Source organism: Sphingobium sp. GW456-12-10-14-TSB1, assembly GCF_059424385.1.
On the sequence record NZ_JBWKZI010000001.1, the window covers coordinates 2,230,665 to 2,256,413 of the forward strand.

Annotated in this window: 29 protein-coding genes; 10 read left to right on the forward strand and 19 right to left on the reverse strand. The window is 64.2% G+C overall.

Features of this window, described 5'->3' with window-relative positions; all coding sequences use genetic code 11:
- Nucleotides 1–54: 54 nt before the first annotated feature.
- From AC07X9_RS10905 to AC07X9_RS10915, 3 genes are read left to right on the forward strand one after another with little or no spacing between them, the layout of a single operon-like run.
- Nucleotides 55–411: a hypothetical protein gene (locus AC07X9_RS10905; RefSeq protein ID WP_026002191.1), complete on the forward strand. Its 357-nt coding sequence runs from the start codon at nt 55–57 to the stop codon at nt 409–411.
- 58 nt (nt 412–469) lie between these two features.
- Nucleotides 470–934, forward strand: a complete 465-nt coding sequence (locus AC07X9_RS10910; protein WP_017181958.1) for a hemerythrin domain-containing protein — start codon at nt 470–472, stop codon at nt 932–934.
- 7 nt (nt 935–941) lie between these two features.
- Nucleotides 942–2,339 carry a UdgX family uracil-DNA binding protein gene (locus AC07X9_RS10915; protein ID WP_017181959.1) on the forward strand — a complete coding sequence of 466 codons (1,398 nt, stop codon included), beginning with the start codon at nt 942–944 and terminating at the stop codon, nt 2,337–2,339.
- Nucleotides 2,340–3,063: 724 nt separating this feature from the next.
- Here AC07X9_RS10915 and AC07X9_RS10920 read toward each other — a convergent pair.
- Together AC07X9_RS10920 and mgtE are read right to left on the reverse strand one after the other, a co-directional pair.
- Nucleotides 3,064–3,462 (reverse strand): DUF1489 family protein, encoded by a 399-nt coding sequence (locus tag AC07X9_RS10920; RefSeq protein ID WP_017181960.1) that lies wholly within the window; start codon nt 3,460–3,462, stop codon nt 3,064–3,066.
- 31 nt (nt 3,463–3,493) lie between these two features.
- Nucleotides 3,494–4,927: a magnesium transporter gene (gene mgtE, locus AC07X9_RS10925; protein ID WP_017181961.1), complete on the reverse strand. Its 1,434-nt coding sequence runs from the start codon at nt 4,925–4,927 to the stop codon at nt 3,494–3,496.
- A 168-nt stretch (nt 4,928–5,095) separates the two neighbouring features.
- Between mgtE and AC07X9_RS10930 the strand changes: the two genes are divergently transcribed.
- A complete protein-coding gene (locus AC07X9_RS10930) occupies nt 5,096–5,551 on the forward strand; it encodes a peptidylprolyl isomerase (protein ID WP_017181962.1) in 456 nt (151 codons plus the stop codon).
- A gap of 111 nt (nt 5,552–5,662) precedes the next feature.
- Here AC07X9_RS10930 and AC07X9_RS10935 read toward each other — a convergent pair whose 3' ends face one another.
- Both AC07X9_RS10935 and AC07X9_RS10940 read right to left on the reverse strand, forming a co-directional pair.
- The gene (locus AC07X9_RS10935; protein ID WP_026002192.1) at nt 5,663–6,349 is read right to left on the reverse strand and encodes a hypothetical protein; all 687 of its coding nucleotides are present in this window, start codon (nt 6,347–6,349) and stop codon (nt 5,663–5,665) included.
- Nucleotides 6,349–7,020: a hypothetical protein gene (locus AC07X9_RS10940; protein ID WP_017181964.1), complete on the reverse strand. Its 672-nt coding sequence runs from the start codon at nt 7,018–7,020 to the stop codon at nt 6,349–6,351. The genes AC07X9_RS10935 and AC07X9_RS10940 overlap by 1 nt, the downstream gene beginning before the upstream one ends.
- A 312-nt stretch (nt 7,021–7,332) precedes the next feature.
- Here AC07X9_RS10940 and AC07X9_RS10945 point away from each other — a divergent pair, with 312 nt between their 5' ends.
- A complete protein-coding gene (locus tag AC07X9_RS10945; protein WP_017181965.1) occupies nt 7,333–7,884 on the forward strand; it encodes an outer membrane protein in 552 nt (183 codons plus the stop codon).
- A gap of 117 nt (nt 7,885–8,001) precedes the next feature.
- Here AC07X9_RS10945 and ppc read toward each other — a convergent pair whose 3' ends face one another.
- Entirely contained in the window at nt 8,002–10,704 is a 2,703-nt protein-coding gene (ppc, locus tag AC07X9_RS10950; RefSeq protein ID WP_017181966.1) for a phosphoenolpyruvate carboxylase, read from the reverse strand.
- A 64-nt stretch (nt 10,705–10,768) separates the two neighbouring features.
- On the reverse strand, nt 10,769–12,673 hold the full coding sequence (locus tag AC07X9_RS10955) for a methyl-accepting chemotaxis protein (protein WP_241763595.1): 1,905 nt from the start codon (nt 12,671–12,673) through the stop codon (nt 10,769–10,771).
- A gap of 81 nt (nt 12,674–12,754) precedes the next feature.
- Here AC07X9_RS10955 and AC07X9_RS10960 point away from each other — a divergent pair, with 81 nt between their 5' ends.
- Nucleotides 12,755–14,206, forward strand: a complete 1,452-nt coding sequence (locus tag AC07X9_RS10960) for a helicase HerA domain-containing protein (protein ID WP_026002193.1) — start codon at nt 12,755–12,757, stop codon at nt 14,204–14,206.
- Nucleotides 14,207–14,217: 11 nt separating this feature from the next.
- Nucleotides 14,218–14,685 carry a low molecular weight protein-tyrosine-phosphatase gene (locus AC07X9_RS10965; protein ID WP_017181969.1) on the forward strand — a complete coding sequence of 156 codons (468 nt, stop codon included), beginning with the start codon at nt 14,218–14,220 and terminating at the stop codon, nt 14,683–14,685.
- Nucleotides 14,686–14,759: 74 nt separating this feature from the next.
- Here AC07X9_RS10965 and ihfA read toward each other — a convergent pair whose 3' ends face one another.
- From ihfA to rpmF, 4 genes are all read right to left on the reverse strand, one after another.
- Nucleotides 14,760–15,056: an integration host factor subunit alpha gene (gene ihfA, locus AC07X9_RS10970; RefSeq protein WP_017181970.1), complete on the reverse strand. Its 297-nt coding sequence runs from the start codon at nt 15,054–15,056 to the stop codon at nt 14,760–14,762.
- Nucleotides 15,057–15,158: 102 nt separating this feature from the next.
- Nucleotides 15,159–16,127, reverse strand: a complete 969-nt coding sequence (locus AC07X9_RS10975; RefSeq protein WP_017181971.1) for a beta-ketoacyl-ACP synthase III — start codon at nt 16,125–16,127, stop codon at nt 15,159–15,161.
- The gene (gene plsX, locus AC07X9_RS10980; RefSeq protein ID WP_017181972.1) at nt 16,124–17,146 is read right to left on the reverse strand and encodes a phosphate acyltransferase PlsX; all 1,023 of its coding nucleotides are present in this window, start codon (nt 17,144–17,146) and stop codon (nt 16,124–16,126) included. The genes AC07X9_RS10975 and plsX overlap by 4 nt, the downstream gene beginning before the upstream one ends.
- Nucleotides 17,147–17,213: 67 nt before the next feature.
- A complete protein-coding gene (rpmF, locus tag AC07X9_RS10985; RefSeq protein WP_026002194.1) occupies nt 17,214–17,393 on the reverse strand; it encodes a 50S ribosomal protein L32 in 180 nt (59 codons plus the stop codon).
- A gap of 208 nt (nt 17,394–17,601) precedes the next feature.
- Here rpmF and AC07X9_RS10990 point away from each other — a divergent pair, with 208 nt between their 5' ends.
- Entirely contained in the window at nt 17,602–18,033 is a 432-nt protein-coding gene (locus tag AC07X9_RS10990) for an MAPEG family protein (RefSeq protein WP_026002195.1), read from the forward strand.
- Nucleotides 18,034–18,085: 52 nt separating this feature from the next.
- Here AC07X9_RS10990 and AC07X9_RS10995 read toward each other — a convergent pair whose 3' ends face one another.
- Genes AC07X9_RS10995 through AC07X9_RS11015 form a run of 5 tightly spaced genes read right to left on the reverse strand, consistent with a single transcriptional unit; the run spans nt 18,086 to nt 21,053 of the window.
- Nucleotides 18,086–18,769 (reverse strand): MBL fold metallo-hydrolase, encoded by a 684-nt coding sequence (locus AC07X9_RS10995; RefSeq protein ID WP_017181975.1) that lies wholly within the window; start codon nt 18,767–18,769, stop codon nt 18,086–18,088.
- Nucleotides 18,770–18,807: 38 nt separating this feature from the next.
- Nucleotides 18,808–19,233, reverse strand: a complete 426-nt coding sequence (locus tag AC07X9_RS11000) for an RrF2 family transcriptional regulator (protein WP_019054237.1) — start codon at nt 19,231–19,233, stop codon at nt 18,808–18,810.
- A 36-nt stretch (nt 19,234–19,269) separates the two neighbouring features.
- Nucleotides 19,270–20,313: a glycerophosphodiester phosphodiesterase gene (locus tag AC07X9_RS11005; RefSeq protein ID WP_017181977.1), complete on the reverse strand. Its 1,044-nt coding sequence runs from the start codon at nt 20,311–20,313 to the stop codon at nt 19,270–19,272.
- Nucleotides 20,310–20,666, reverse strand: a complete 357-nt coding sequence (locus tag AC07X9_RS11010; protein ID WP_017181978.1) for an ArsC family reductase — start codon at nt 20,664–20,666, stop codon at nt 20,310–20,312. Before AC07X9_RS11010 ends, AC07X9_RS11005 begins: the two co-directional genes overlap by 4 nt.
- A gap of 6 nt (nt 20,667–20,672) precedes the next feature.
- The gene (locus AC07X9_RS11015; protein WP_017181979.1) at nt 20,673–21,053 is read right to left on the reverse strand and encodes a RidA family protein; all 381 of its coding nucleotides are present in this window, start codon (nt 21,051–21,053) and stop codon (nt 20,673–20,675) included.
- Nucleotides 21,054–21,200: 147 nt separating this feature from the next.
- Here AC07X9_RS11015 and AC07X9_RS11020 point away from each other — a divergent pair, with 147 nt between their 5' ends.
- Nucleotides 21,201–21,488: a hypothetical protein gene (locus AC07X9_RS11020; RefSeq protein ID WP_017181980.1), complete on the forward strand. Its 288-nt coding sequence runs from the start codon at nt 21,201–21,203 to the stop codon at nt 21,486–21,488.
- A 9-nt stretch (nt 21,489–21,497) separates the two neighbouring features.
- Here AC07X9_RS11020 and AC07X9_RS11025 read toward each other — a convergent pair whose 3' ends face one another.
- Nucleotides 21,498–21,911 carry a globin domain-containing protein gene (locus AC07X9_RS11025; protein WP_019054234.1) on the reverse strand — a complete coding sequence of 138 codons (414 nt, stop codon included), beginning with the start codon at nt 21,909–21,911 and terminating at the stop codon, nt 21,498–21,500.
- Between the two features lie 151 nt (nt 21,912–22,062).
- On the opposite strand from AC07X9_RS11025, the gene AC07X9_RS11030 reads away from it, so the two are divergent.
- On the forward strand, nt 22,063–22,584 hold the full coding sequence (locus AC07X9_RS11030; RefSeq protein WP_241763596.1) for a thermonuclease family protein: 522 nt from the start codon (nt 22,063–22,065) through the stop codon (nt 22,582–22,584).
- 37 nt (nt 22,585–22,621) lie between these two features.
- Here the strand turns inward: AC07X9_RS11030 and AC07X9_RS11035 are convergent, their stop codons facing one another.
- From AC07X9_RS11035 to AC07X9_RS11045, 3 genes are all read right to left on the reverse strand, one after another.
- The gene (locus tag AC07X9_RS11035; protein ID WP_026002197.1) at nt 22,622–23,188 is read right to left on the reverse strand and encodes a glycine zipper 2TM domain-containing protein; all 567 of its coding nucleotides are present in this window, start codon (nt 23,186–23,188) and stop codon (nt 22,622–22,624) included.
- 180 nt (nt 23,189–23,368) lie between these two features.
- Nucleotides 23,369–24,730: a methyl-accepting chemotaxis protein gene (locus tag AC07X9_RS11040; protein WP_017181984.1), complete on the reverse strand. Its 1,362-nt coding sequence runs from the start codon at nt 24,728–24,730 to the stop codon at nt 23,369–23,371.
- A gap of 88 nt (nt 24,731–24,818) precedes the next feature.
- A complete protein-coding gene (locus tag AC07X9_RS11045) occupies nt 24,819–25,736 on the reverse strand; it encodes an EamA family transporter (RefSeq protein WP_017181985.1) in 918 nt (305 codons plus the stop codon).
- Between the last annotated feature and the right edge of the window lie 13 nt (nt 25,737–25,749).

The window sequence follows — 25,749 nt, forward strand, 5'->3', positions numbered from 1 at the left end:
GCAGGAATGGATCATGAAACTCTTGACACTCAGTCATCCAAGGGGGTCAGGGTCTTGGCGACAATGTTCGACGGTCATGCCATCGCCAGCCGGAAGGTCGGTTACGCAAAGCGGATCAGCACGCATCTCGCTGCGGCGCTGGTCACCTTCTGCCTGTTGCAGATTTTCATCGTTGCCAAGATGGGCGGATCGCTGGTGCTGCACCTGGGCATCATCGTCGCGATCGCGGGCTTTGCCGTTGCAGCGCGCGGTCTGGAAAGGCGCTGGCAGATGCTGGAGAGCAGCGACCTTTCGCGCAACGGGCTGGCGCTGCGGTTCCGCCGCGACCTGCTCCAGCTTTGGGCCGCCAGTCTGGTCGGCGCGATGCTGTGGATACCGGTGGCGATCATCTTCCGCTTCCTGTTCGGCTGACGCGGACCTTATTGCCGGTTTCGCCGTTCTCCTCCCGAACCCAAGAGGAGGATAGGTGATGGCCGACCGCACGATTTTCGACCGCCTGAAACAGGATCATGACGCGCATCGTCAGCTTTTCGCCAAGATGGCGGACGCGAAAGACGATTCCGACCGGCTGAAAAAACTGTTCGATCAGTTCAAGGTAGAGGTCAGCGCCCATGCGGCTGCAGAGGAAGAGACGCTCTATGCGACCATGCTGGCACGCCCGGACCTGCGCGAGGATGCGCAGCACAGCGTGTCCGAGCATAAGGAAATCGACGATTATCTGGAAGAGCTGGACGACCTGAAGTTCGATGGCGAAGCATGGCGCAAGAAATTCGCCAAGATGAAGGAACGCTACCTCCACCATATCGAGGAGGAGGAAGAAGAGATGTTCCCGAACGCCGCCAAGGATTTGACGGCTGACGAGGAAAAATCGCTGGCCGCCACCTTTGCCAAGCGCAAGCCCGCCGAACTGGCGCGCGCAGAGGCCGACAGCTAAAACGCCCATGTACCGCGCGTCGCTGGCCGCCCCGGATGATTTTGACGGATGGCGGGCAAAGGCGCGCGGCTTTGCGCTGGCCGGGGTCGATCCGGCCGACATCGTCTGGCAGGTCGGCGGGGATGATGGCGACCTGTTCGCCAGCGATGCGCCGCCGCCCGTTGCGGCTGAAGGCGCCTTCGGCGTGCCACGCGCCTTCGTCGATCTGGCCCAGAGCGCGATCCTGCATCGTGATCCCCAACGCTTCGCCCTGCTTTACGCGCTGCTGATGCAGTTGCGCGACCGGCCTGGCACGATGGAGGACAAGGCCGATCCGCTGCTGCGCCGGATCGAGGGACTGGCCAAGGCGGTGCGGCGCGACATCCACAAGATGCGCGCCTTCGTCCGCTTCCGGGCGCTGGAGGATGCGGATGGCACACGCTTTGTCGCCTGGTTCGAGCCGGAACAGCATATCGTACGCGCCAATGCGGGCTTCTTCGTGCGGCGCTTCGCGACGATGCGCTGGTCGATCCTAACGCCGGAATTGAGCATCCACTGGGATGGCGAGACGCTGTCCGAGGGACCGGGCGCAACGCGCGGCGATGCGCCGGGGGACGACCCGGTAGAGGATATATGGAAGGGCTATTATGCCGCCATCTTCAATCCGGCACGGTTGAAGGTCGGGGCGATGCTGTCCGAAATGCCGAAAAAATATTGGCGCAATCTGCCCGAAGCGGCGCTCATCCCGGCGCTGGTGGCGGGCGCGCAGGCACGCGAGGCGACGATGATCGGAACAGCCCCTTTACCTGAAAAACGGCCCGGCAACGCCATGGCGGCCTGGACCGCGCTGCGCGAGGAAGCGCGCGGCTGCACCCGCTGCCCGCTCCATGGCCCCGCGACCCAGACGGTGTTTGGCGAAGGGCCGGTCGATGCGCCCCTGTTCTTCATTGGCGAGCAACCGGGCGATCGGGAGGATCTGGCCGGGCGGCCCTTTGTCGGCCCGGCGGGGCAATTGTTCGACGCCGCGCTGGCGGAGGCCGGGGTGGATCGGGCGCGGGCCTATGTCACCAATGCGGTCAAGCATTTCAAGTTCGAGCCGCGTGGCAAACGCCGCATCCACCAGACCCCGCAGGCGGGCGAGGTGCAGGCGTGCCGGTGGTGGCTGGAACAGGAACTGGCGCTGGTGCGCCCGCGCGTGATCGTGGCGCTGGGCGCAACCGCGGCGCGCGCCCTGCTGGGCAAGGCGGTGACGATCGGCAAGCTACGCGGCACGGCGATCCCGCTGGCGGACGGCGCGGAAGGCTGGATCACGGTGCATCCGAGCTATTTGCTGCGGCTACCGGATGCGGCGAAAGCGGCGGAGGAGCGGGCGCGGTTTGTCGAGGAACTGCGCGTCGTGGGAGAGCGGGTGCGGGGGTTGGGGTGAGGGTGGGTGGGTTCCGGAATGTTTGCTTCCCAGCCCGCCGGCGCAGAAACGGACGTTTTGTGAGGCCGGTCAGCATTTTGTGTAGTCGGTTACCGAATAGTCTCCATTTGCTATCTAACATCGTTCGGGCAACACAGTGGACTGGTTATGAAGCACATTAAATTATCAGCGATTACTGGGTTTACGCTCGTATTTTCACCCCCGAGTTACGCCTGCACGGTGGCTTCACCCCCATTCGATCCCGCCCGCGCCAACTACGACGTTGTGTTGATCGGTAAGGTCACGAACGACGTGGCCACGTCCGGATTTGCCCTAGCAACTCTGCGTGTCCAACAGGTAGTCTCCGGGCAGTTTCCCTATCCAACTTATCCGCTAAATTATCATGTTTATGACGGCCGGGGCATGTGCTCACCTCCCGGACCATATCTGAAAAAAGGCCAAACGGTGACCGTGTATCTATCGAAGCCAAGGCCAACCAGTATGACCTCCAAGGCTGCCCCAAATGCCCGCTTCTACCCGCAGGGATGGCAGATCAGGTCAGTTGGAAAGTGACGAAACCGCACTTTTTGGGAAATCGACGTCTGCTTCTGAGCATTACGCATTCTTGAATAAGCGACCGACTTTTTGTCGTTAGCGAACGCCCCCCTCTTCCAACTGCGCCTAACCGCACTGCGTGCGGTAAGGCTTCATATCCTTCTCCCGGCGGGGAGAAGGGCACGCGCCTCTACACCAGCCCCAGTTTTGCCAGTTCCCCCAGCAGTGCGGCGGGCATCGCTGCAGTTGCATCTTCTTCCCCTTCGCCCAGGTCGCGCGGAGCATCCTCCTGCGCCAGATAGCGCCAGCCCTGATGGGCGCGCTTTGGCATGGGATGGACCGGGATCAGCGTCGGCGCGATGCGGATCCAGTGGCGGCCCTGGCCGGTTTCGGCGAAGCCAAGGATCGGGCTGCGGCCGACGATGCGGTGGCCGTGAATCCAGTAGAGCGAACCGCCTGCCATTTCCTCGACCCGCTTGGGCAGATAGCGGGTGGTCAGCCGCGCTTCATCGGCGTGGCTTTCCAGCCAGGCTTTCAGGCTGGCGGGGCTTTCGCTCTGGAAGGCGATCTTGGTGATGTGCAGCGGCATGGCGGCGATCTGGGGACGCGCGCGTCGCGGTTCAACGCAGGAACAAGGTCGCCAGCCCCAGGAAGCTCAAAAAGCCCAGCGAATCGGTCATCATCGTCACGAACACGGCGGACGACACGGCGGGATCGACATTATTGCGTTCCAGCGTGATCGGCACCAGCACGCCTGCCAGCCCCGCGACCAGATTATTGGTCAGGATCGCCGCGCCGAACACCAGCGACAGGTCGATCCGCCCGTAGATGATGTAGGAGCCGATGCCGATCAGCGTCCCCAGCGCCGCGCCATTGGTCGCGGCAATGCGGAATTCCCGGCCGATCATCCGCACCGTGTTGGAACTGGTCAGCTGATTGGTGGCAAGCGCGCGCACGACCACGGCCAGCGTCTGCGTCCCCGCATTGCCGCCCATGCCCGATACGATGCCCATCAGCGCCGCCAGCATCGCGAAGCGCGCGATCGTCCCTTCAAACAGGCCGACGACCGAAGCGGCGAGCATGGCGGTGCCAAGGTTGACGACCAGCCAGATCAGGCGCGCGCGCACGGTCATCAATATCGGTTCGTTGATGTCGCCCTCGCCCGCGCCCGACAGGCGCAGAATATCCTCGCCCGCTTCTTCGGAAATGATGTGGACGACGTCATCGACGGTGATCATGCCGACCAGCCGCCCGCTGCCGTCGACCACGGCGGCGGAGATGAGCGCATATTTCTGGAAGCGCAACGCGACTTCCTCCTGATCCATGTCGACCGGGATCAGCGTCTGTTCGCGCTTCATCAGGTCGGCCATGGCGACGCTGCGCGGGCAGGTGAGAATCCAGCTGAGCTGGCAATAGCCGATCGGCCGGTGCATGGCGTCGACGACATAGATTTCCCAGAAATCGGTCGTCAGGTCGCCATTGTCGCGCAGATAGTCGATCACCTGACCCACGGTCATATGTTCGGGCACCGCGACCAGATCGCGCTGCATCAGCCGGCCGGCGGACTCCTCCGGGTAGGACAAAGCGCTTTCGATCGCAGCGCGATCTTCCGGGTCGAGCGCCTCAAGGACGGCCTGCTGGTCGGCCTCCTCCATATCCTCGATCATGGCGACGGCGTCGTCGGTATCGAGTTCGGAGGCGAATTCGGCGACCTGTTCGGGCGCCAGATCACCGATCAGATCGTCGCGGACATAGTCATTGAGTTCGGACAGGACTTCCGCGCCGACCAGGTCGCCCAGCGCCGTGGCCAGCTCGCCGCGCCGGTCGGCCGGGGTGAGTTCGAGAAGGTCGGCAATGTCGGCGGGATGGAGCGGCGAAACGAGGTCGCGCGCACGTTCGGCCTCGCCTTCCTCCACCGCATCCAGCACGGCGGAGACGAATTCGGGCTTTAGCCGGTCATCCTCATCATGGCGCGATTCAGCCGCAGCGGCGATCGCTTCCTCTGCATCATCCCCGTCCAACAGGGGCTGGGCTATGTCGCCGCGCTCGCTCATGGCGCCCCCTACTGTCCGGTTCCTGTTGCATTCCGATCCTTTCGCCCATGCACAATATAATTGCAATGGCGCAGACGGGCCAGAAGCCCAAAACACGGGCTTCCATCGTGACTTACAGCCTCTATATGGGTGCCAGCACTACCCCATCCCCCAAAGAGAGGATTTTTCATGGCCGACGATACCCTGACCCTTAGCCTCGACAGTGGCGGCGACGTCGTCATCAAGCTGCGGCCCGACCTGGCGCCCGGCCATGTCGCGCGCATCGTGGAAAACGCCAAGGAAGGCTTTTACGACGGCGTCGTGTTTCACCGCGTCATCCCCGGCTTCATGGCGCAGGGCGGCGACCCGACCGGCACCGGCATGGGCGGTCATCCCGACAAGCCGGACCTGAAGGCCGAATTCAGCCGCGAAAAGCATCTGCGCGGCGTCTGCTCGATGGCGCGTTCGTCCAACCCGAACAGCGCCAACAGCCAGTTCTTCATCTGCTTCGACGATGCGACCTTCCTGGACGGCCAATATACCGTCTGGGGCGAAGTGACGTCGGGCATGGAGCATGTCGACGCGCTGCCCAAGGGCGAGCCGCCGCGCACGCCCGGCAAGATCGTCAAGGCAAGCGTCGCCTGACTTTGCTGAATGAAAAGCCCGCCTCCAGACATTGGAGGCGGGCTTTTTTTATGGATGCGATCACAGGCTTCGCTCCGTCGAGGAACGAGCGGCCCGCGCGAGCATCATGAATCAGCGCTTCGCCGCCATCCCGTCGGTTGGGGAAACGGACTGTGTCGCCTGCGCCGAATTATCGGCTGCGTCGACAGTTGGCGGGGTATAAGGCCCGAAACTTTCGATATGCCAGCGGCGCTGTTCAGCGGTCGATCCGGGGACGTCATTCACCCGGCGCAATATGGCCTGCCGCAGCGCGTACCAGGGTTTGCCATTGGCCGCGAGCCTGCCGTAAATCTGCACCGGCACGCTGACGTAGAGCGATCCTGCCGCACCCTCCGGCTCGGTCGGCGCGCCGATATTGGCGTGGATTTCGCTAAAGCCACGGAAGCGCGCGACGAAATGCGCGTCGTCCTGCTGGCCGATCGCACCGGTCGGATTCCACAAATCCTGTGCGTCCTCGAACCGTTTTTCCTCCAGCAGCGCGAAATAGCCCTGCACCACCTGCGCCGCCCCCTGGCCGCTGCCGGGGTCGATCGCCCCTTCTTCCAGCGGCGTACGGTCGTCGGGCAAGCCGCCCGGCGTGCCCGGCGCTGGCGGGTTGAGCGGTTCCATGACCGCCATCGCCTCAGCGCGGACATTATTTTCCACCTGGGTCGCATTGGCGCCATTGGCGAGATTGTCGATCGCACTCTCCTCCCGCCCGTCACAGGCCGCGACGAACAGGAGGGGGAGCAGCATGATAGCCTTTACCGAACCCCGCATCAGTCAGGACGTTCCTGCCGCGAGGCGCCGGGCGCGCGCGAGCGAACGGCGCGTTCTGACGGTGCCGGACGGGTACCCCAATTACGTTGCGGACGAGGCTGGTTCATTTGCGGGCGGCCCTGCGGCTGGCGCAGACCCGGCTGCGGGGTCGGGCGCACGGCATCATTGCCGCGCCAGTTGCCGCGACCGCGCGGACTGTCCGTGCCCTGCGAAGGGCGGGGACGATTGGTCCAGTTACCAGTGCCCGGCGTGCCCGGCGTGCCCGGCTGGCCATCGCGGCCCTGCCAGCGGCCATCGCGCCCGTCACGATCCCGCCCGCGCCACTGACCATAACGTCGGTCGTCGCGCCGGTCATCGCGCCGCTCGGCACGGCGGCCTTCCCAATAGCGGCGCTGGCGGTCGTTCCAGCGCTGGCGGCGGCCATTGCGGTCGTAAACATAATAGCCGGTGCCGGGATAATAGAAATTGTCATACCATCCATTGTAGAAGCCGGGCTGATAATAGCCAGTCGGGCCATAATAGCCATCGCCATAATAGCCGCCACCGCCATAATAGCCGGTGCCGACACTCACGCCGCCATAACCATAGCCATCGTCATAGGCGCAGCCGCCCAGTGCCAGCGCGCCTGCCAGTCCGATCACGGCCAGAATCCGATGTCGGAAGCCCGTCATCGTCTTTCTCCTCTTTCCCATCTGATGATGACGTAACGCCCGGCGGTTGAATTGGTTGTGAATGGATTTGGCAGGGCAGCCGAGTGCTTATCGCAGGTTCAGATAAGTGGCATTTCGTTCATCGGGGTGACAGAAAGCGTGTTTTTTCCGCCACATAATCGTCTTTTGCGCGATATTTATAATCCGTTCAGGAAACCTTCGGGCAAGGCCGGCCATTTATCCCGCGTCGCCTGAGCCGCTTGTAGCGCTCATTCATGCGACCCGGCGGGTCCACACCGTCGCACCAATCCACAACAGAAAAGGGTCATACCCATGAAGACACTGCTTTTGACGGCAGTTGCTGCCGCGTCCTTCGTTCCCGCCGCCATGGCGCAGGATCAGGCTGGTTCCCCCAGCCGCATCGAGCCCTATGTCGGCGTGATGGGCGGTGTGCATAATTTCGATAGCGAAACCGGCAAGGAAGGCATTCCTCCGGTCGGCTATAAGGGCCGGATGGTCGAAGGCGTCGCTGGCGTGAACTATAATGTCGCTGGCCCGCTGGTCGTCGGCGTCGAAGGGTCCGCGTCCAAGGGCGTTTCGGGCGACATCGACTGGGAATATGGCGCAGCTGGCCGGGTCGGCGTGAAGGCGGGCAAGGACAGCCTGATTTTCGGCAAGGTCGGTTACAAGTGGGTCAATTTCGACGCGCTTGGCCCCGATAGCCCGGATTTCCATGGCACCACCTATGGCGCGGGCGTCGAGCTGTCGGCGGCTGATATGGGCGGTTCGGCCGCCAGCAGCAACATCCGTTTCCGGGTGCAGGCAGACACGCTGGGCAATTTCCGGTCGATCCGTCCGATGGCGGGTGTCGTCGCGAAATTCTAAAGGATCGGGCGGTCTGTAACGGCCCGCCCCACCAGCCGATCCCCGCTCAGGCTTCGCCCTGATCAGGGACTGGGTCCGGAACGGCGCATTGGACTGCCGCCGTTCCGGATTTCCATTTCATCCGCTGTTGCGCAGGGCCGTCGCGACGGCGTTGATCGACAATTCGATACCTTCCTTGATCCGCGGATCATCCTCGCCCGCGCGGTGGCGCTTCAACAGTTCGACCTGAAGCAGGTTGAGCGGTTCGATATAAGGCAGTCGGAGCCGGATGGACGTTTCCAGCGTCGGATTCTTTTCCAGCAGACGGCTCTGCCCGGTTGCGGCCATCAGCCCGTCATGGGTCAATGCCCAGCCTTCACGGATACGGCCAAACAGCCGTTCGGCCATCGCCTGATCCTCGACCAGCGGCAGATAGCGCGCCGCAATGCCCAGATCCGATTTGGCCAGCACCATTTCCAGATTGCCCATGGCCGACTTCAGGAAAGACCAGCTTTGCGCCATGTCGGCGAGCAGCGCCTTGTCCTCGAAGGCTGCGATCGCATGGCCAACGCCATACCAGCCCGGCAGCATGACGCGCGCCTGCGCCCAACTGAACACCCAGGGGATGGCGCGCAAATCCTCGATCCGGTCGCTTTTGGTGCGGCTGGCGGGGCGGGAGCCGATCTTGAGGCCCGCAATCTCCTGAATCGGGGTTAGCTGCCGGAAGAATTCCTTGAAGCCGTCCGTCCCGTAGACCAGATCGCGATAGGCATTGAAGGCGTTTTGCGACAGTTCGTCCATGGCGCCTGCAAAACGCGCTGCGTCCTTGTCCGAAATGCCTTCGGGTTCCAGACTGGCGAGCAGGGTCGCGCTCGTCATCGCCTCCAAATTGGTCATGGCGACGTCGCGCGATCCGAATTTGGCGGCGATCATCTCCCCCTGTTCGGTGATGCGGATGCGCCCCTGCACGGTGCCGCGCGGCTGAGCCTGGATCGCGGCGAAGGCGGAACCACCGCCGCGCCCGACCGCGCCGCCACGCCCATGGAACAGCTGCATTGCCGCGCTGGCTTCGGCAAAGACCGGCTCCAGCGCCTTGCTTGCCTTGAACAGGCTCCAGGTCGATGTGATGTAGCCACCATCCTTGTTGCTGTCCGAATAGCCGATCATCACTTCCTGATGGCCGCGCTGCTTCACGACGCCAGCTATTTCGGGCAGGCCGAAATAGGCCGACATGATCTGCGGCGCAGCTTCCAGATCGGCGATGGTTTCAAACAGCGGAATCGACATGATCGACGCCTGGGGCGGCGAACCTTCTACGCCGGCGCGCCACAGGCCGGCTTCCTTGAGCAGGATGTTGACCTCCAGCAGGTCCGACACGCTTTCCGCCTTGGAAATGATATAATGGGTGATGCAGGCGGGGCCATAGATGCGGTGCGCTTCGGCGGCGGCATGGACGATCGCCAGTTCCGACGCGGTTTCCTCCGAATAGTCGGAAAAGCGCGACCCCAGCGGGCGGTTATTGGCCAGTTCCCGGCGCAGCAGCGCGATACGGGCATATTCGTCGAGCGCGGCATAGTCCGGCTCGACCCCCGCTACCTTCAGCAGTTCCGCAACGACGCGCTGATGCACGTCGCTATTCTGACGCATGTCGAGCGTGGCAAGATGGAAGCCGAAGGTTTCGACCGCACGGATCAGACGGCCAAGCGCGCCCCCGGTCGCCAGCGCGCCATTGCCCTCGCTCGCCAGCCCTTGGGCCACGGTGACGAGATCGCGGCGGAAATCGGCGGGGCTGGCATAGGCCTGCCCTTTCAGGCTGGAGGGACGCGGAGGCTGATCCCCGGTCAACGCCACATAGGTGGCGACGAGCCGGGCGTAGATGCCCGAAATGGCGCGGCGATAGGGTTCGTCCTGCCGACTGGGCGACTCGTCTCCGCTGGCGTCGGCAATATCCAGCACCGCCTGCGGCACATGGGCGAGTTCGGTAGACAGCGAGAGTTCCGCGCCTAGCGCATGCAGCGCATCGAGATAATAAGCGAGCGCCGCCTGCGCCCCCCGCTTGAGCGCGAATTCCAGTTGGGGCGCCTGCACGAAGGGATTGCCGTCGCGGTCGCCGCCGATCCAGCTGCCGACCCGCAGGAAGCTTTGCGGGCGCGCGCCCAGCACCCGCTCCCACCGCGTATAAAGGGCGGGCAGGACAGGCAGGAATATGTCGCGGAAATAGGTGAGCACATTGTCGATCTCGTCCGCGACGAACAGTTTTTCACGGCGCAGCGGACGGGTTTGCCACAGCAGGGCGATCTGGCGAAAAATCGCCTCATCCAGATTTTCGCCGTGAGCCGTTTCCTGGCGACCCGCATCCTTGAGCAGCATCAGATCGGCAATGCGATTCTTGTGATCGATCATGCTCTTGCGCCGCACCTCGGTCGGGTGGGCGGTGAGAACGGGGACGATCAGCGAATGCGCCAGCAGCCCCAGAACCGCGTCACGATCAATTCCGTGCGAATCGAGCCGGGCGATCGCCGACGCCACATCGGCCCCTGGGTCCGCCGCGACCCCCTGCCGGTCCTCGGCCAGATTGGCGAGCATCGAAAACAGCATGAAGCCGCGGGTGAAGTTGAGCGTGTCGTCGAGGCTGAGCGCGTCCAGCCCGGTATCGACAAGGTCCGCGCCCTGTATGCCGCGCGCCCGATCGACCGAGGCGGAGCGGATATATTCGGTCTGGCGATAGAGGCTATCCCCGCCATAGGCGCGAATCACATCGCCCAGCAGGCGCCCCAGATAGCGGATGTCGGGGTTCTGCGTGATCGCAGGAGCGGACGGTGATGAGGAGAGAGTCGCCATGGAAACGATGCTGCATTGCAACAGTAAAAGGGTCAAGCATTTCCCATCGTTTGCGCTGCGCGATTCAAGCCGCCTTCAGCGCCTCGATCAGCCGGCCGAATTCTGCCTGCACCTGTTCCACCCCCTGTCGTACGGCCGCGCCCTGGGCACGGGTGGCAGCGGCGGCCTGCGCCGAATGCCGCAGGGCATGGGAAATCGCGTCGACCGCCTGATTGGTGGCGCCCGCATCCAGCGCGACCGAACGGGAAACGCGCTGAATATCCTCAACCGAAGCAAGCTGTTGCTGGGCGGATGAGGCCGCCGCACCGATCGTTTCGACCAGACTGGCGAGGACCGTATCGACCGAGCCGACAAGCGCGAAGGTCTGTTCCGCCGCCTGTTCGATCCCATCCGCGCGCGCCTGAATCTCCCGCGTGGTCTGGGCCGTCTGGGCCGCCAGCGCCTTGACTTCGTTGGCGACGACCACAAAGCCGCGCCCCGCCTCTCCGGCGCGGGCCGCCTCGATCGTGGCGTTGAGCGCCAGCAGGTTGGTCTGGCCGGTAATCTCCGCGATCAGCTTCGTCGCTTCGTTGACACTGCCGACATGGCGACGCAGATTATCATTGGCGTGGTGGGCGGCGGCCGACTGTCCGCTGGCGCTCGCCGCCGATTCGCGGATGTCATAGGCAGTGCCGGTGAAAGCCCCGATCGATGCCGTCAGATCGTCAATGGTCGCGGCGATCGCCTGGGCCGATCCGGCGGTATCGCGCGCGCGCGCCGTCACGGTATCGACGTGCCGCTGCTGCTCGTCGATCGTGCGCATCGTATCGTCGGCGCTATGTTCCAGCGCGGCAGCCGTTTCGAACAGCTGCGTCACCAGCAGGGCCATGGACCGTTCCAGCGCTTCGGCTATCACGCGACCGTTGCGCCGCAATTCTTCCTGATGTCGCCGTTCCTCCGCCGCGACCTGATCGGCGCTGGCGGCCAACGCCTGCCGGGCCGCTTCAGCCTGCACCAGCGCCTTGCTGGCCTGTTCGGCGGCGGAGCGCGCTTCACTTTCCGCATCGCGCGACAGCTGGACCTGCTTGCGCAAGGCCCGATGCGCCGCCATCAGACGCCATGCCAGCCAGCCAGACATGGCCAGGAATGTCAGGACGATGATGGCGACGGCGGGCATGATCTGGCGCAACGCCTTCGCCCCCGACGATGATCGGCGCCATTCCACCTGCCCCAGCACCCGCCCAGTGACATCCTTGACCCGAATACCGTTTTCGGTGTCGCCGGTGGTGCCGACATTCCAGCGCAGCGGCAATTGATTGGTGCGGCTCATGTCGGCCAGCAATTTGGCGTCGATCGGTTTGGTCAGCACCAGATAACGCACATCCCCGGACGGCAAGTGAGCGACGTCTTTCCACGGCGTGATCGCGCGGACGCCCAGGATCGCCGCCTGACCCTGCAACCGCACGAAGCGGACAACGGCCTTGCGCTCGTCCAGCGCGGCGCGGTGACTCTGCGGCAGCGCCGTCATCAGTTCATGCAGTACCGGCAGGTCCAGCGCCTGGTCCAGCGGCAGGCGGCGCGCGCGCCGGGGCAATTCGCTGCCCGCCGCCGACCAGATCGTCCGTCCACGGACGTCAAGTACGTAGGAATCGGCCACTTCCGTCGCCAGATTGCTTTCGGCCCATTGCCTGTCGAAATCGCCATAGACATGGCCCACCGCATCGTCCCAGCGCGCCGACGCCATGACAGCATCCCCCACCGCGGCCCGCTCACGCAGCAACGCGCCATTGACGACGCGATGCAGATAGGCGTCGGCATTGCGTTCGATCTGGGCACTGAGCAGGCCAAGGAGAATGGCCGTGCCGATCAAGGCCAGCATTATGACGCCGCCAAGCGGCACCATCGTATCCCCCAGATTGTTGCTACCCGCCAGCAATGCACGTTTGCGCATCATGTCGCGGACACGAACGAGGAGGGGATTCTTAACCATCCTCCCCGGTTAATGGGCACAGGTTGAAAATTGGTGAGCAAGTTCTTGCGCCAACCCGGTCCGCTGGGCCAAAGGATGAGCGTGACCGCCAGCATCAGCATAGGAACCGACAGCCACGGCAAGGACGTGCTGGTCGACGTGGAGGAATTGCTTGCCACCCGGCTGCTCGTCCAGGGCAATTCGGGGTCGGGCAAATCGCATCTTCTGCGCCGCCTGCTGGAAGAAAGCGCGCCGCTGGTGCAGCAGGTGGTGATCGACCCGGAGGGGGATTTCGTCACGCTGGCCGACCGCTACGGCCATGTCGTGATTGACGCGGGCGATTATAATGAGCGCGAGATCGTCAAGATGGCGACCCGGATACGCGAACATCGCGCGTCGGTGGTGCTGAGCCTGGAAGCGCTGGAGATCGACGCGCAGATGAAATGCGCCGCATCCTTCCTCAACGCCCTGTTCGATGCGCCGCGCGACCATTGGTATCCCGCATTGGTTGTGGTCGACGAGGCGCAGATGTTTGCGCCCGCCGCCGCTGGCGACGTATCGGACGAGGCGCGCCGGGTATCGCTGGCGGCGATGACCAATTTGATGTGCCGGGGGCGCAAGCGCGGGTTGGCAGGGGTTATCGCAACCCAGCGGCTGGCGAAACTGGCCAAGAATGTCGCGGCGGAAGCCTCCAACTTTCTGATGGGGCGCACCTTTCTGGACATCGACATGGCGCGCGCCGCCGACCTGCTGGGGATGGAGCGGCGGCAAGCGGAGCAGATCCGCGATCTGGAGCGCGGACGGTTCCTGGCGCTGGGTCCGGCGATCTGCCGCCGTCCGGTCGCGGTAAAGATCGGCGCGGTCAAGACCAGCACTCGGGGCGGCACGCACAAGCTGATGGCGCCCCCCGTCACCAGCGGCGAGGATTTTCAGGAATTGCTGTTCGCCCCCGAAGCGGCGGACGCCGTGCCGGTCGCGCCGCCCCGTGCCGATCCCCCGCCCCGCGCCGCCGAGGACATCATCCGCGCGCTGGCCGATTCGCCACAGGCGCGGCCCGCCGCGCCTGAACTGGATTTCGGCCAGAATGAGCCGGTGGTGATGACGGTGCTGGAGGAAATCGTCGCCGATCTGGGCGATGCAGCGCCCAGCATAGCGACGCTGTATCAGGATTTTGGCGTCCGCTGCCGGATGAAGGGGCTGCGTACCCCGCCGCTGGACCTGCCAGCCTTCCGCAAGCGTTTTGCCATGGCGCAGGCGGGGATGATGGACGCAGCCGACGTCCGCTGGGAACCGGCGATGCGCGCGGCGGACCCATTGCCGGAGGATATGCTGGCCCCCTTCCTGCTGATCGCGCGCGCCGCGATGCAGGGCCAGCCCTGCCCGGACGATGCGGCGCTGGCGCGGGCCTATGGCACCAGTTCACCGGGGCGGGTGCGCCGGTTGATCGACTATATGGAGAAATTGGGCGTCATCGTCGCGCGCACCGATTTTTCGGGCAAGCGCTCCATCGGCGTACCGGGACTGGGCCTGTCGACGGCGGTGGCGGAGGGATGACGGCCCCAACCATGTCATCCGTCCTTTTCGTGTGCCTGGGCAATATCTGCCGGTCGCCCCTGGCAGAGGCTGCGTTGCGGGCGGAGGCGGAACGGGCCGGGCTGGACATCATCGTTGATTCGGCGGGAACGGGCGACTGGCATGTCGATTGTCCCCCGGACCCGCGCGCGGTGCGGCAGGCGCAGCGCCACGGCATCGACATATCGGGCTATCGTGGGCGTCAGGTGCGCGCCACCGATTTCCGCAGCTTCGCGCATATTTTCGCGCTGGATGGCGATAATCTCAAAAATCTGCGGCGTATCCGGCCATCCGATGGAAGCGCGACGCTGGCGCTGTTGATGGATATGGTGCCGGGACGGGAGGGGAGCGGCGTGACCGATCCCTATTATGGCGACGAAGCGGGCTTTGCGCAGACGTGGGACGATGTAACCCGCGCGGCGCGGGCCATCGTCGCGAAACTCCGCACCCAGCCATCCTAGTGGTCCGATTCTGACATTTGCTACCTTATGGGATAAGGCGTGTTCAAATGTCAGGATCAATCCACTAGCGCCCGTCAGTCGCCTGCGACGCGATCCCGCATCGTCTGGCTGGCGCGGAAGGTCAGGACGCGGCGCGGTTCGATCGGCACTTCCACCCCGGTCTTGGGATTGCGGCCCATGCGCTGGGTCTTGTCGCGCAGGACGAAAGTGCCAAAGCTCGAAATCTTCACATTTTCGCCGCGCTCCAGCGCGTCGGACATATGGCCCAGGATCGATTCGATCAGCGCTGCCGCTTCGGCCCGCGACAGGCCGACGTGGCGGTTGACGCTTTCAGCAAGGTCTGCGCGCGTTAATGTGCCTGTGCCGATCATCGGATTCCCCATTTCCACCCCTTGGGCCACCATAGTCGGATGGCCTTTGCGGGAATGTGCGGGATTCGCAGGGCTTTGGCAAGGTTGCGTGATTTTGCGGGATCAGACCCGCAGGACGCAGGCACCCCAGGTGAAGCCGCCGCCCATCGCTTCGAGCACGATAAGGTCGCCCGGCTTGATCCGGCCGTCGCGCACCGCGCAATCGAGCGCCAGCGGCACCGACGCAGCCGAGGTATTGGCGTGGCGATCGACGGTCACGACAACCCGGTCGGGCGAGAGTTTGAGCTTGCGCGCGGTAGCGTCCAGGATGCGGGCATTGGCCTGATGCGGCACCAGCCAGTCGATATCGCTGTTGGACAGGCCCGCCGTCGCCATGACTTCGTTCAGCACCGAGGCGAGATTGACCACGGCGTGGCGGAACACTTCCTGCCCCTTCATCCGCAGCTTGCCCACGGTCTGCGTCGTGGACGGTCCGCCATCGACATAGAGAAGGCCGTTGTGGCGGCCATCGGCGTGCAGCTTGCTGGCCAATATGCCGCGCGCGCCATCCGCGCTTTCCTCCGCGCCCAGCACGACTGCGCCAGCGCCATCGCCAAAGAGGACGCAGGTGGTGCGATCTTCCCAGTCGAGAATACGGCTGAAGGTTTCCGCACCGATCACCAGAGCGCGCCGGGCCGCGCCGGAGCAGATCATGCTGTCGGCAACGGTCATGGCGTAGAGGAAGCCGGAGCAGACGGCCGCGACGTCAAAGGCGACGCAATCATCGATGCCCAGCGCGGCCTGCACCCTGGTGGCGGCGGCGGGGAAGGTCTGGTCCGGGGTCGCGGTCGCCAGAATGATGAGGTCGATGTCCTGCGCCGCAACGCCCGCGGCATCGAGAGCGGCCTGCGCCGCATCGGCCGCCAGCGAGGCGGTGGTTTCACCCTCGCCCGCGATATAGCGATTGCGGATGCCGGTGCGCTCGACAATCCATTCGTCGCTGGTATCGACGGTCTGTGCCAGTTCCGCGTTGCTGACCGCACGCGCCGGCAGCGCCGATCCGGTCCCCAGGAGAATCGCACGACGGATCACTTGACGGGCTGCTCCAGCTTCGACGAGGCAATAAGCGCCTGAACGGCGGCCATGTCGGCCGCGATGCGGCGGGTGATGTCTTCTTCCAGCAGGCGGGCGGCAACATGAACCGCATTGGCGATGCCCTTGGCGTCCGCGCTGCCGTGGCTTTTGACGACCACGCCATTGAGGCCCAGAAATACCGCGCCATTATGATTGTTGGGATCAAGATGATGCTTGAGCAGGTGCATCGCGGGTTTCGAGATCAGGAAGCCGATCTTCGAACGGATCGAACTGGTGAAGGCGTTGCGCAGCACGTCGGTGACGAAGCGGGCCGTGCCTTCGATCGTCTTGAGCGCGACATTGCCGGAAAAACCGTCGCACACGATGACGTCGGTATCGCCCCGGCTGATCTTGTCGCCTTCGGTAAAGCCGTCAAAGCTCATCGGCAGGACGTCCGCAGCGCGCAGGATGGCCGCAGCGTCGCGGATTTCGTCCGTACCCTTAAGCTCTTCGGTACCAATGTTGAGCAGGCGCACGCGCGGCCGCTCCAGATCGAATGCGATGCGGGCATAGGCTGCCCCCATCACCGCGAACTGGACGAGATTGCGGGCGTCGCATTCGGTGTTCGCGCCCAGATCGAGCATGACGACGTCATTGTCGCCACGCGTGGGCAACAGGGCCGACAGTGCGGGCCGATCAATGCCGGGCATGGTGCGCAGCGCCAGCTTGGCCATGGCCATCAGCGCACCGGTATTGCCCGCCGACACGGCTGCACCGGCATCACCCGACTTCACGGCCGCTATGGCCATACTCATCGAGCTGCTCTTCTTGCGAATCGCAACGCTCGGCTTGTCAGCGCCATCGACGACGGTATCGGCATGGACGACGTCGGACGCCGCGCGCAAATTGGGATGGTTGTCGAGCGCCGCCTTGATGCGGGTTTCGTCACCGAACAGGGTGAAGCGCAGCCCGTCATGGCGGTGACGGGCGAGCGCCACACCCGCCATCATCACGCGCACGCCTTCATCCCCGCCCATCGCGTCTATGGCGATTCGCGGCTGGCTGGACACCCTAGATCACCCCTTTGCGGAGATCGAAAAGTCGTTACGCCCCGACGGCGACGATTTCGCGGCCGTTATAATGGCCACAGGCGCCGCACATATTGTGGGGGCGCTTGAGTTCACCGCAGTTGGAGCATTCCTGGAACGCTTCGACGCGCAGCGAATCATGGCTACGGCGCATACCGCGCTTGGAGGGGGACGTTTTCCTTTTGGGGACAGCCATATCGGCACCTTGTTCCGTAAATCTATCAGGTTGTGCGAACGGCCAGATCCAACATGAAAGCTGACGCCACAGGCGCCGCAGACCCATGCGGCCCTGGGTGATCGCGAAGCCCTGCGCCTATAGCGCTTTTTGATCGGGGCGCAAGTCCTTCCTTGCCTGCCAAGCCGCAGCGGCTAGGGTGCAGGGCATAGAAATGAAGGGAAAATCGATGCTCCTGCCGATCACGCTGACCTTCGCCGCGGCCTGCGCGCTGCTCAATCTGTGGATAGCGACGCGATGCGCGCGGATTCGCATTTCGGGCAAAATATTGCATGGCGATGCGGGCAATACGCTGCTGGCCAGGCGGATGCGGGCGCACGCCAATTTTGTCGAATATACCCCGATCGTGCTGATCCTGTTCCTGGTGGTCGAACTGGCGGTTGGCGCGTCACTATGGCTGTGGATCGGTGCGCTGGTCTATATCGTGGCGCGCGTGGCCCATGCGTTTGGCATGGATGCCGAAGCCCCCACCCCCTGGCGGGCTGGCGGTGCGCTGCTGACATGGCTGGTGACGGCCGGCCTGGCGATCACGGCGCTGACGATCGCCTACACCGCCACGCGGGAGATGCCGGCGCCGCCCGCGCTGTCAGCCCATGTATAAAGGATGGGGCGCCTGACTGCGGGCGCCCGTCACATCCCCATATCGGCGAGGATCAGCCCAGCACCGAATCGGCGACGAAGGGATTCGTGCGGCGCTCATGGGCAAAATTGCTCATCTGGCCATGGCCGGGGACGAAGGCTGTATCCCCGCCCAACGGCCAAAGCTTGCCGGTGATCGCGTCGATCAATTGCTGATGGTTGCCGCGCGGGAAATCGGTGCGACCGATCGACCCCTGAAACAGCACATCGCCGACGATGGCGAGCTTGCTGGGGGCGTGGTGGAACACGACATGGCCGGGCGTATGGCCGGGGCAATGGAGGACGTCGAGGGTCAGATCGCCCACGGTCACCTGATCGCCATCGACCAGCCAGCGGTCCGGCTCGAAACTTTCGCCCGGCACGCCCCAGCGCGCGCCATCCTGCGCCAGCTTGTCGATCCAGAAGCGGTCATCCTCATGCGGTCCCTCAATAGGCACGCCAAGGTCGCGGGCCAGCACGCCCGCCTGCCCGCAATGATCGATATGCCCATGGGTCACGAGCAGCTTTTCAATCGTCACGCCATGCTGCGCCGCTGCCTGCTTCAACACCGGCAGGTCGCCGCCTGGATCGACGAACGCGCCGCGCATGGTGGCGGTGCACCAGAAAAGCGTGCAGTTCTGCTGGAGCGGGGTGACCGGGATCAGCGTCGCCCTGAGCGGGCGGTCCTGCTGGGACGTAGCTTGCGGGGATGTCGTCATAGGCCCGATGTGGCGAAGCGACGCGGTCGGCGCAAGGCCTATGCCTCACCCAGCGCCGCGAACGGCTCGGCCAGGCTGATCCCGTCCAGCACCCGCGCGGTTTCATCCCGCACGCGAAGCATCACCCGGTGCAGGCGACATTCCGATTCGGGCAGGCAGTTGGTGCAGCTTTCATGGGCAAAGCGGCTGGCGCAGGGGGTGAGCGCGAGCGACCCACGGGTCAGGCGGACAATGTCGCCATAGCTGATGTCGACCGGCGCGAGCGCAAGCCAATAGCCCCCGTCCCTGCCCCGCTGCGTCGCCACCAGCCCTTCGCGCGACAATTCCGACAGGATCACCGTTAGGAATTTGCCCGGAATATTCTGGCGCGTGGCAATCTCGTTCAGCGGCACCGGTCCCTGACGATAGCGGTCGGCCAGATGCTGGAGCGCGCGGATGGCATAACGGGTCTTTTGGGACAGCATATTTCCGTTATTCGCTCAGCCGATGCGTTTGACAAGTCAGGGCGCGGCTTTCTCCAGCGCGGCGCGTGCCTGGGCGGGGAAATCGGTAAAGACCGCGTCCACCCCGGTCGCCGCCACGGCGCGAACATAGCCCGCAAAATCGCCCCGTCCTTCCGGGTCGTCGGTCCGCTGATACTGGGCGGGCAGGAACATATTTTCCATCCGCAAGGTCCAGATATGGACCTGTAGGCCGGCATCATGCGCCTGCCCCACCAGCGCGGTGGCGCCGCTGTCAGCCAGTACGCGATTGGTGGAAGGACCGATGCCGTCCGCATAGTCGGCGATCGCGCGCAGCCCCTCGACGCTCATCATGCCGTCATAGCTCAGGTCCGGCCGGTCGGCCGGGCCAGCGGTGCTATCGATCAACTGGATCAGCCGCAGCCGGGTGGCGGCGCGCAAGGCCTGAAGATTGCCGACCTCGAACGACTGGATAAAGACCGGGTCGGCCTCCGTCAGATAGCCATATTGTTCCAGCAGCGCGAGCATCGGCGCCTGATGCGGCAGTCCGATCCCGGCGAAATAGCTGGGATGCTTGGTTTCGGGATAGAGGCCGATGCGGCGACCCGCTTCCGCCTCCTTGGCGCGGACGAGCTTCAATATCTCCTCAAATGTCGGGATGAGATAGAGATCGTTGAAGCGGGTGTTGGCTGGGCGCAGCATGGGCAGCCGTTCGCGCGCACGCAGGGTACGCAGTTCGGCCAGGGTAAAATCTTCGGTGAACCAGCCGGTGACCGCTGCGCCATCAATGGTCTTGGTCGTCTTGCGATCGGCAAATTCGGGGTGATCGGCAATATCGGTCGTGCCGCTGATCTCATTTTCGTGGCGGGCGACCAATATGCCGTCCTTGGTCAGGACCAGATCCGGCTCGATAAAGTCTGCGCCCTCGTCAATCGCCCGCTCATAAGCGGCGAGCGTATGTTCCGGCCGCTCGCCGCTGGCCCCGCGATGGGCGATCAACAAGGGTTCGGCCATGGCCATCTCCACCGGCAACAGGAGCAACAGGAGCGTCAGGCAGGCGCGGATCAGGCGCCGCCCGGTCATGCTATGGCACCTGCCAGGGCGTTCTCATAGGTCGTCGCCTTGAAACCGACGATGGTTTGCTTGCCCGTGTCCAGGATCGGGCGCTTGATCATCGACGGGTTGGTCATCATCAGCAGGATGGCCTTGTCCGCATCGATATGCGCCTTGTCCCCGGCATCCAGCGCCTTGAAGGTGGTGCCGGAACGGTTGAGGATGGTTTCCCAGCCATGTTCCATCACCCATTCCTCCAGCTTGGCCTTGTCCACGCCCGACACCTTATAGTCGTGGAAGCTGTAGGAGACGCGCTCATTGTCGAGAAAATTGCGGGCCTTCTTGATCGTGTCGCAATTTTTGATGCCGTACATCGTGATCATGGCGGCTTACCCTTTGAATGCGGTGACTTCGATTTCGATTTTCATGTTCGGCTTGATTAGTCCGGCGACGACGCAACTGGCGGCGGGGCGGATGGTGCCGAATATAGGAGCGGTCGCCTGCCCCAGTTCGTCCCAATAGGCAGGGTCGGTGATGTAATAAGTGACGCGCACCACGTCTGAAAAGGCAAAGCCCGCCTCCTCCAGCGCCGCGCCGATGACCTTGAGCGCGTTGGCGGCCTGTTCGGCCACGCTGTCGGGCATGGTCTTGGTTTCCGGATCGGTGCCGGTGGTGCCGGCGACGAAGCACCAGTCACCCTGGACGACGGCACGGGAATAGCCGACCTGCGCCTCAAAGGGCGAGCCGGACGAAATAAGCTGGCGGGACATGATGGATTCCTGCTGCAGTGCGAAAGGATCGCGCCCGCCCTTGCCCCCTTGGCCTGATGCTGTCCAGTGGATTCAGCGAGGGCGACGCGGAACGGCGTGCCGTGCGGACCGTTGGGACGGGATTGAACCAGCTACAGGAGAGCGTCCATGGCCGATCCGATCCCCGATAATGACATTGATGAGAATAGCGAACAGAATGAGGCGGGCACGCAGGCGCAGGATGTAACGGAGTCCGCGCGGACGCGGACGACTGACCTCAGCGAAGAGAGCGAACATGGCGGACATGGCAATCCGGCCCAGATCATCCCCGACGACGTACCGGACCTTGTCGACAAGATGAACGCCATGAACCGATCCGGCCAGATCGACATGGACGCCTATGCCGGCGAACCGGCAATGGATGATGAGGACGGGGCGGAAAGCAGCGAGGACTGATCGGGTCGATCAGGCCGCCTCACTGCTCCCGTCGAGCGCGAAATTGATCATGCCGCGCGCCATGTGACCCAGCGCCTGCGCCATTGCGTCGCCGATCGCTGGGTCCATATCCTGTTGACCTGCAATCGCGCATGTCATCGCCAAAGCCCAGTCGTCGGCAAGCGCGGGCGTGATGGGGAAAGCGCGGTGCAGCGACATGACGCACTGACCGCGCGCGAACCAGTCGCGCGGCCCGCCCAGCCAGCCCGACAGGAAACGTGTCAGGCCCAAACGCACCGGCCCCAGATCGGCGGCGTGAACCGCGCGCAGGTCAGCGTAGAGGCTGTCCTGTTCGATCAGGTCATAGAAGCGGTTGACGATCGCCGCGACGACCGGTTCGCCGCCGATGCGGACATAGGGGCTGGGCGGCGCGGCGGCGTTCATCGACTGGCTCCGTTTCGGATGATGGAATGGCCAGCATGACGCATTGGAACCGCGCGTCATTGATCCGCGTCAAACTCGATCCTCACCGGATTGGCGAGAGGTTGGACCGGCTTTAACGCCCCCTTTGCCAATAGCCGCCTATCGTCGCGGCATGGCGAGACAGAGATATGGACGCGCGCAACGGCGCAGCTCTGGCTTCAGCGGCCCGGCGTTGATCTACACATTATGTCTGGGCCTGTTGCTTGGCTGGTACGGGCCGATTTGGATGGATCGCGGTGCCTGGCCGCCCCTGGAGCCCCCCCGGCAAAGCATGGCCGCCGATGCGCTGTCCGCGCAATTCGGCTTTTGCCATAGCGGGGGCGGTGTGAATTGCGTCGTCGATGGCGACACATTCTGGTTTGGCGGCGAGAAATATCGGATCGCCGATATCGACACGCCCGAAACCCACGGGCCACGCTGCGCCGCCGAGGGTGCATTGGGCGCGCGGGCGACGGAGCGGTTGCAGGCCCTGATGAATGCGGGGGCGTTTTCTCTGGAGAGCGGGGACCGGGATACGGACCGCTACGGTCGATCGCTGAGGGTCGTGACACGCGGCGGCGAATCGATCGGCGGGATGCTCGTCGCCGAAGGGCTGGCACGCGAATGGGATGGCGCGCGTCACGGATGGTGCTGAACGGGGCGAACGCGCAGCGCCCGCCCCTTCGTCCCGCTTAGCGGCAGTTCAGGCCACCCCGGTCGATTTCACGGCCGAGCAGCGCACCTGCGCCGCCGCCGATCAATATGCCCGCGACATTGGATTGGCCGCGATCGATCTGGCTGCCGAGCAGGCCGCCCAACGCCGCGCCGACGATCAGGCCAGTGGTGCCGTCCGACCGGCGGCAATAATAGCGGTCATCATAGCCACGATAGATGCGGGTGCGGCGATCGACGCGGATCGGCGCATAGCCGGCGCGATAATAGCGGTCGGGCCGGTAGCTGCGGCCATAACGCGGATCGGGGCGGTTCCAGTCATAGCGGTACACCACGCGACCGGGCCGACGATAGGCAACGCGGCGGTCGTCCCGACGATCCCGGCGCCAGTCGCGGCGATCATCGCGCCGGTCGGCGCGTCGGTCCTGGCGATCATCCCGGCGGTCGGCCCTGCGGTCCTGGCGATCGTCGCGCCGTTCGCGATTGTCGCGGCCCGGCTGGGCGAAAGCGGGCGTTGCGGCCAGGCCGGTCAGCGTCATCGCGCCGAGTGACAGGGCAGCAATAGCCTGTCTGAAAGTGAACGTCATGGCAGAGTCCTTTGCATGGGCATATTCGTGAATGTCAGAACCCATGACGATAGAGCTTGTTGCATGAACGACACAAAACCACCCGTTCATCGTGGAGCAGGATGAGGCGGGGAGCAGGGCACCGATGGTGCAATCGGGAGAATGGCGGGATCGTGCAGCGGCGATCCGATAATCGCTGCCTCAGCCCTGATCCTGATAGGCCATCTGGAGTATGCCCCAGTGCCGGCCCTTTACATGGATCGACGCGATCACCTGTTTGAGCAGGATGACATCGCCCGCCGCAGTCAGGCGGCGATACGCCTTGATGCAGAAGGGCTGCGTCGTGCGGCATTGTTCGCGCGTATCGGCGAAATCGAAGATCAGGCCCTGCCGCGAATATTCCGCATTCCATACATCTTCGCCCGGCCGCTGCGGATGGGCGCGTTCGGGCATGGCGATCGCGCCAAAGGCATTGCGGTCGGTGAAGGTCATGCCGAACAGGCCAGTGAAGGCGCGCGCCTTTTCCTGCTGCGCGCGCGCGGCGGGCAACATCACATCCTGTACGGGATGGCTATATTGTTGCGGATTGGTACCGGGAATAGGGGTTGGCAGATCGCCGAACAACGCGGCTTCGCTGATCCGCCCGCTGTCGATCGCCTGCTCCATCGCGCGACTGACGATCTCGGCCGATTCCAGGCTGAAACTGATATAGGGCGAATCGGGAATCGCGACCCCGCTTTCGGCCAGATATTGCAGCAGCATGTTGGTATCGTCGCTGGCGGTCGATACGCGGCCCGACAGGCGTTGCAACCCGCCCGCATTGTCCGCCGACGTGCTGGCCAGCGCGGCCAGGCCAGTGCGGATTTCCCCCGCCGATCCCACGATCGACGCGATCCGTTCGGCCACGCCCTCGGTATTGCTCGACAGGTCGACCATGAGCGAGCCAAGCCGCTCCACCAGCGCCTCTATGTTGCGCGTGTCCGATTGCGCGGTGCGCGCGGTCTGCGCGCCGCGGTTGATGCTGTCGAGCATCCCGCCCGCCTCGCTGGTCAACGCCGCGATCGATTGTTCGATCGTGTGCGTGGCCGCGCCGGTTTCCTGCGCCAGTTTCTTCACTTCGGCGGCGACGACGGCAAAGCCGCGACCGGCATCGCCCGCGCGTGCCGCCTCTATCGTGGCGTTGAGCGCTAGCAAATTGGTCTGCCGCGCGATGCCGCTAATCACATTGGTGACATGGGCGACGGTCTTGAGCGCTTCGCCAAAGCCGTCCAGCCGCTCATGGATACGGCTGACCTGATCGATCAGATCGACAAAGACATGGTTGGCGGCGGAGAGTTGCCGCCCGGAATCGTCGATGATGGAACGGGCCGCCACCGCCTTGGCGCGCGCATCCTGCCCGGCATTGGCCACGCTTTCGCCATCGTGCGACAATTGCGTCGCTGCGCCGCTGATCGCCTCGATCGTGCGCGCCTGCTGCGTTACGCGGTCGGCCAGTTCGCTGATGTCGGCCTGGAGATCGAGCGTGCGTATGCCCAGGTCGCCCGACAATTTGGCCACCTTCATAACCGCTCTTGCAACGGTTTCGGATTTCGTTTCGCTACCCACGGATCGAGGGCTAGCTCAACATGGTAAAGGAAAGATTAGCGATGCGTCAGAGCGATCCGGCCAGCGCCAGCACCACCCCGGACACCACCAGCAGCAGCCCGATGGCCTCGCTCCGCTGCATCTGTTCCCGCAGGTAAAAATGCGCAAAACCCATGGTGAAGGCGACCTCGATCTGCCCGACGATCCGCACCAGCGCGACCGGCGCCGTTGCAAAGCCGGTGAACCAGCAGGCCGATCCTAGGGCCGAGAGCATCCCGACCTGTCCCGATACCCGCCAGGTGGCGAACACGCGCCGCATTTCGCCTGATTCGCGCGCCAATAGCCAGCCGCCCTGCATCAGGGTCTGAAGCGCGACCGTCACGACCAGCACGACCAGCGCCGCCAGGACCGCGTCGCCCGTGTCCACCTGCTGCGTTGCGCGGCGGATGCCGATCGCGGTCAGGGCGAAGAAAAATCCAGACGCTATGCCGCAGAGGGCAGCGGGCTGGCCCAGCGCGCGGACGAAATCCATCGCCCCCATGCGCCTGCCCCCGGTCGACAGCAGCATCACGCCCACCACGCCGCAGCCGATCCCGCCCCAGGCCAGCGGCGAGAGACGCTCGCCCATCAGCAGGAAGGACAGTAGCGCGCCCTGGACCGCCTCGGTCTTGGAATACGCGGTGCCGACGACGAAATTGCGGTATCCAAATGCCAGGATCAGCAGGTTGGTCGCAACGATCTGCGCCAGCCCGCCGCCGATGCAGAAAAGCAGGAACAACGGCCCCAGTGCAGGCAGAGGTGCTGGATTGGCCAGCCAATATCCGCCCAACAACATAATAGCGAACGGCAGTCCGTAAAAGTAGCGCACCAGCCCCGCCGCATTGAGCGACAGGCTATGACTGACGCGCCGCTGGACGGCGGTGCGCCAAGCCTGCATCCCGCCCGCCATCAGCGTCGCGGGCAACCAGATCGGGGACGTGATCATCGCGCTGCTATGG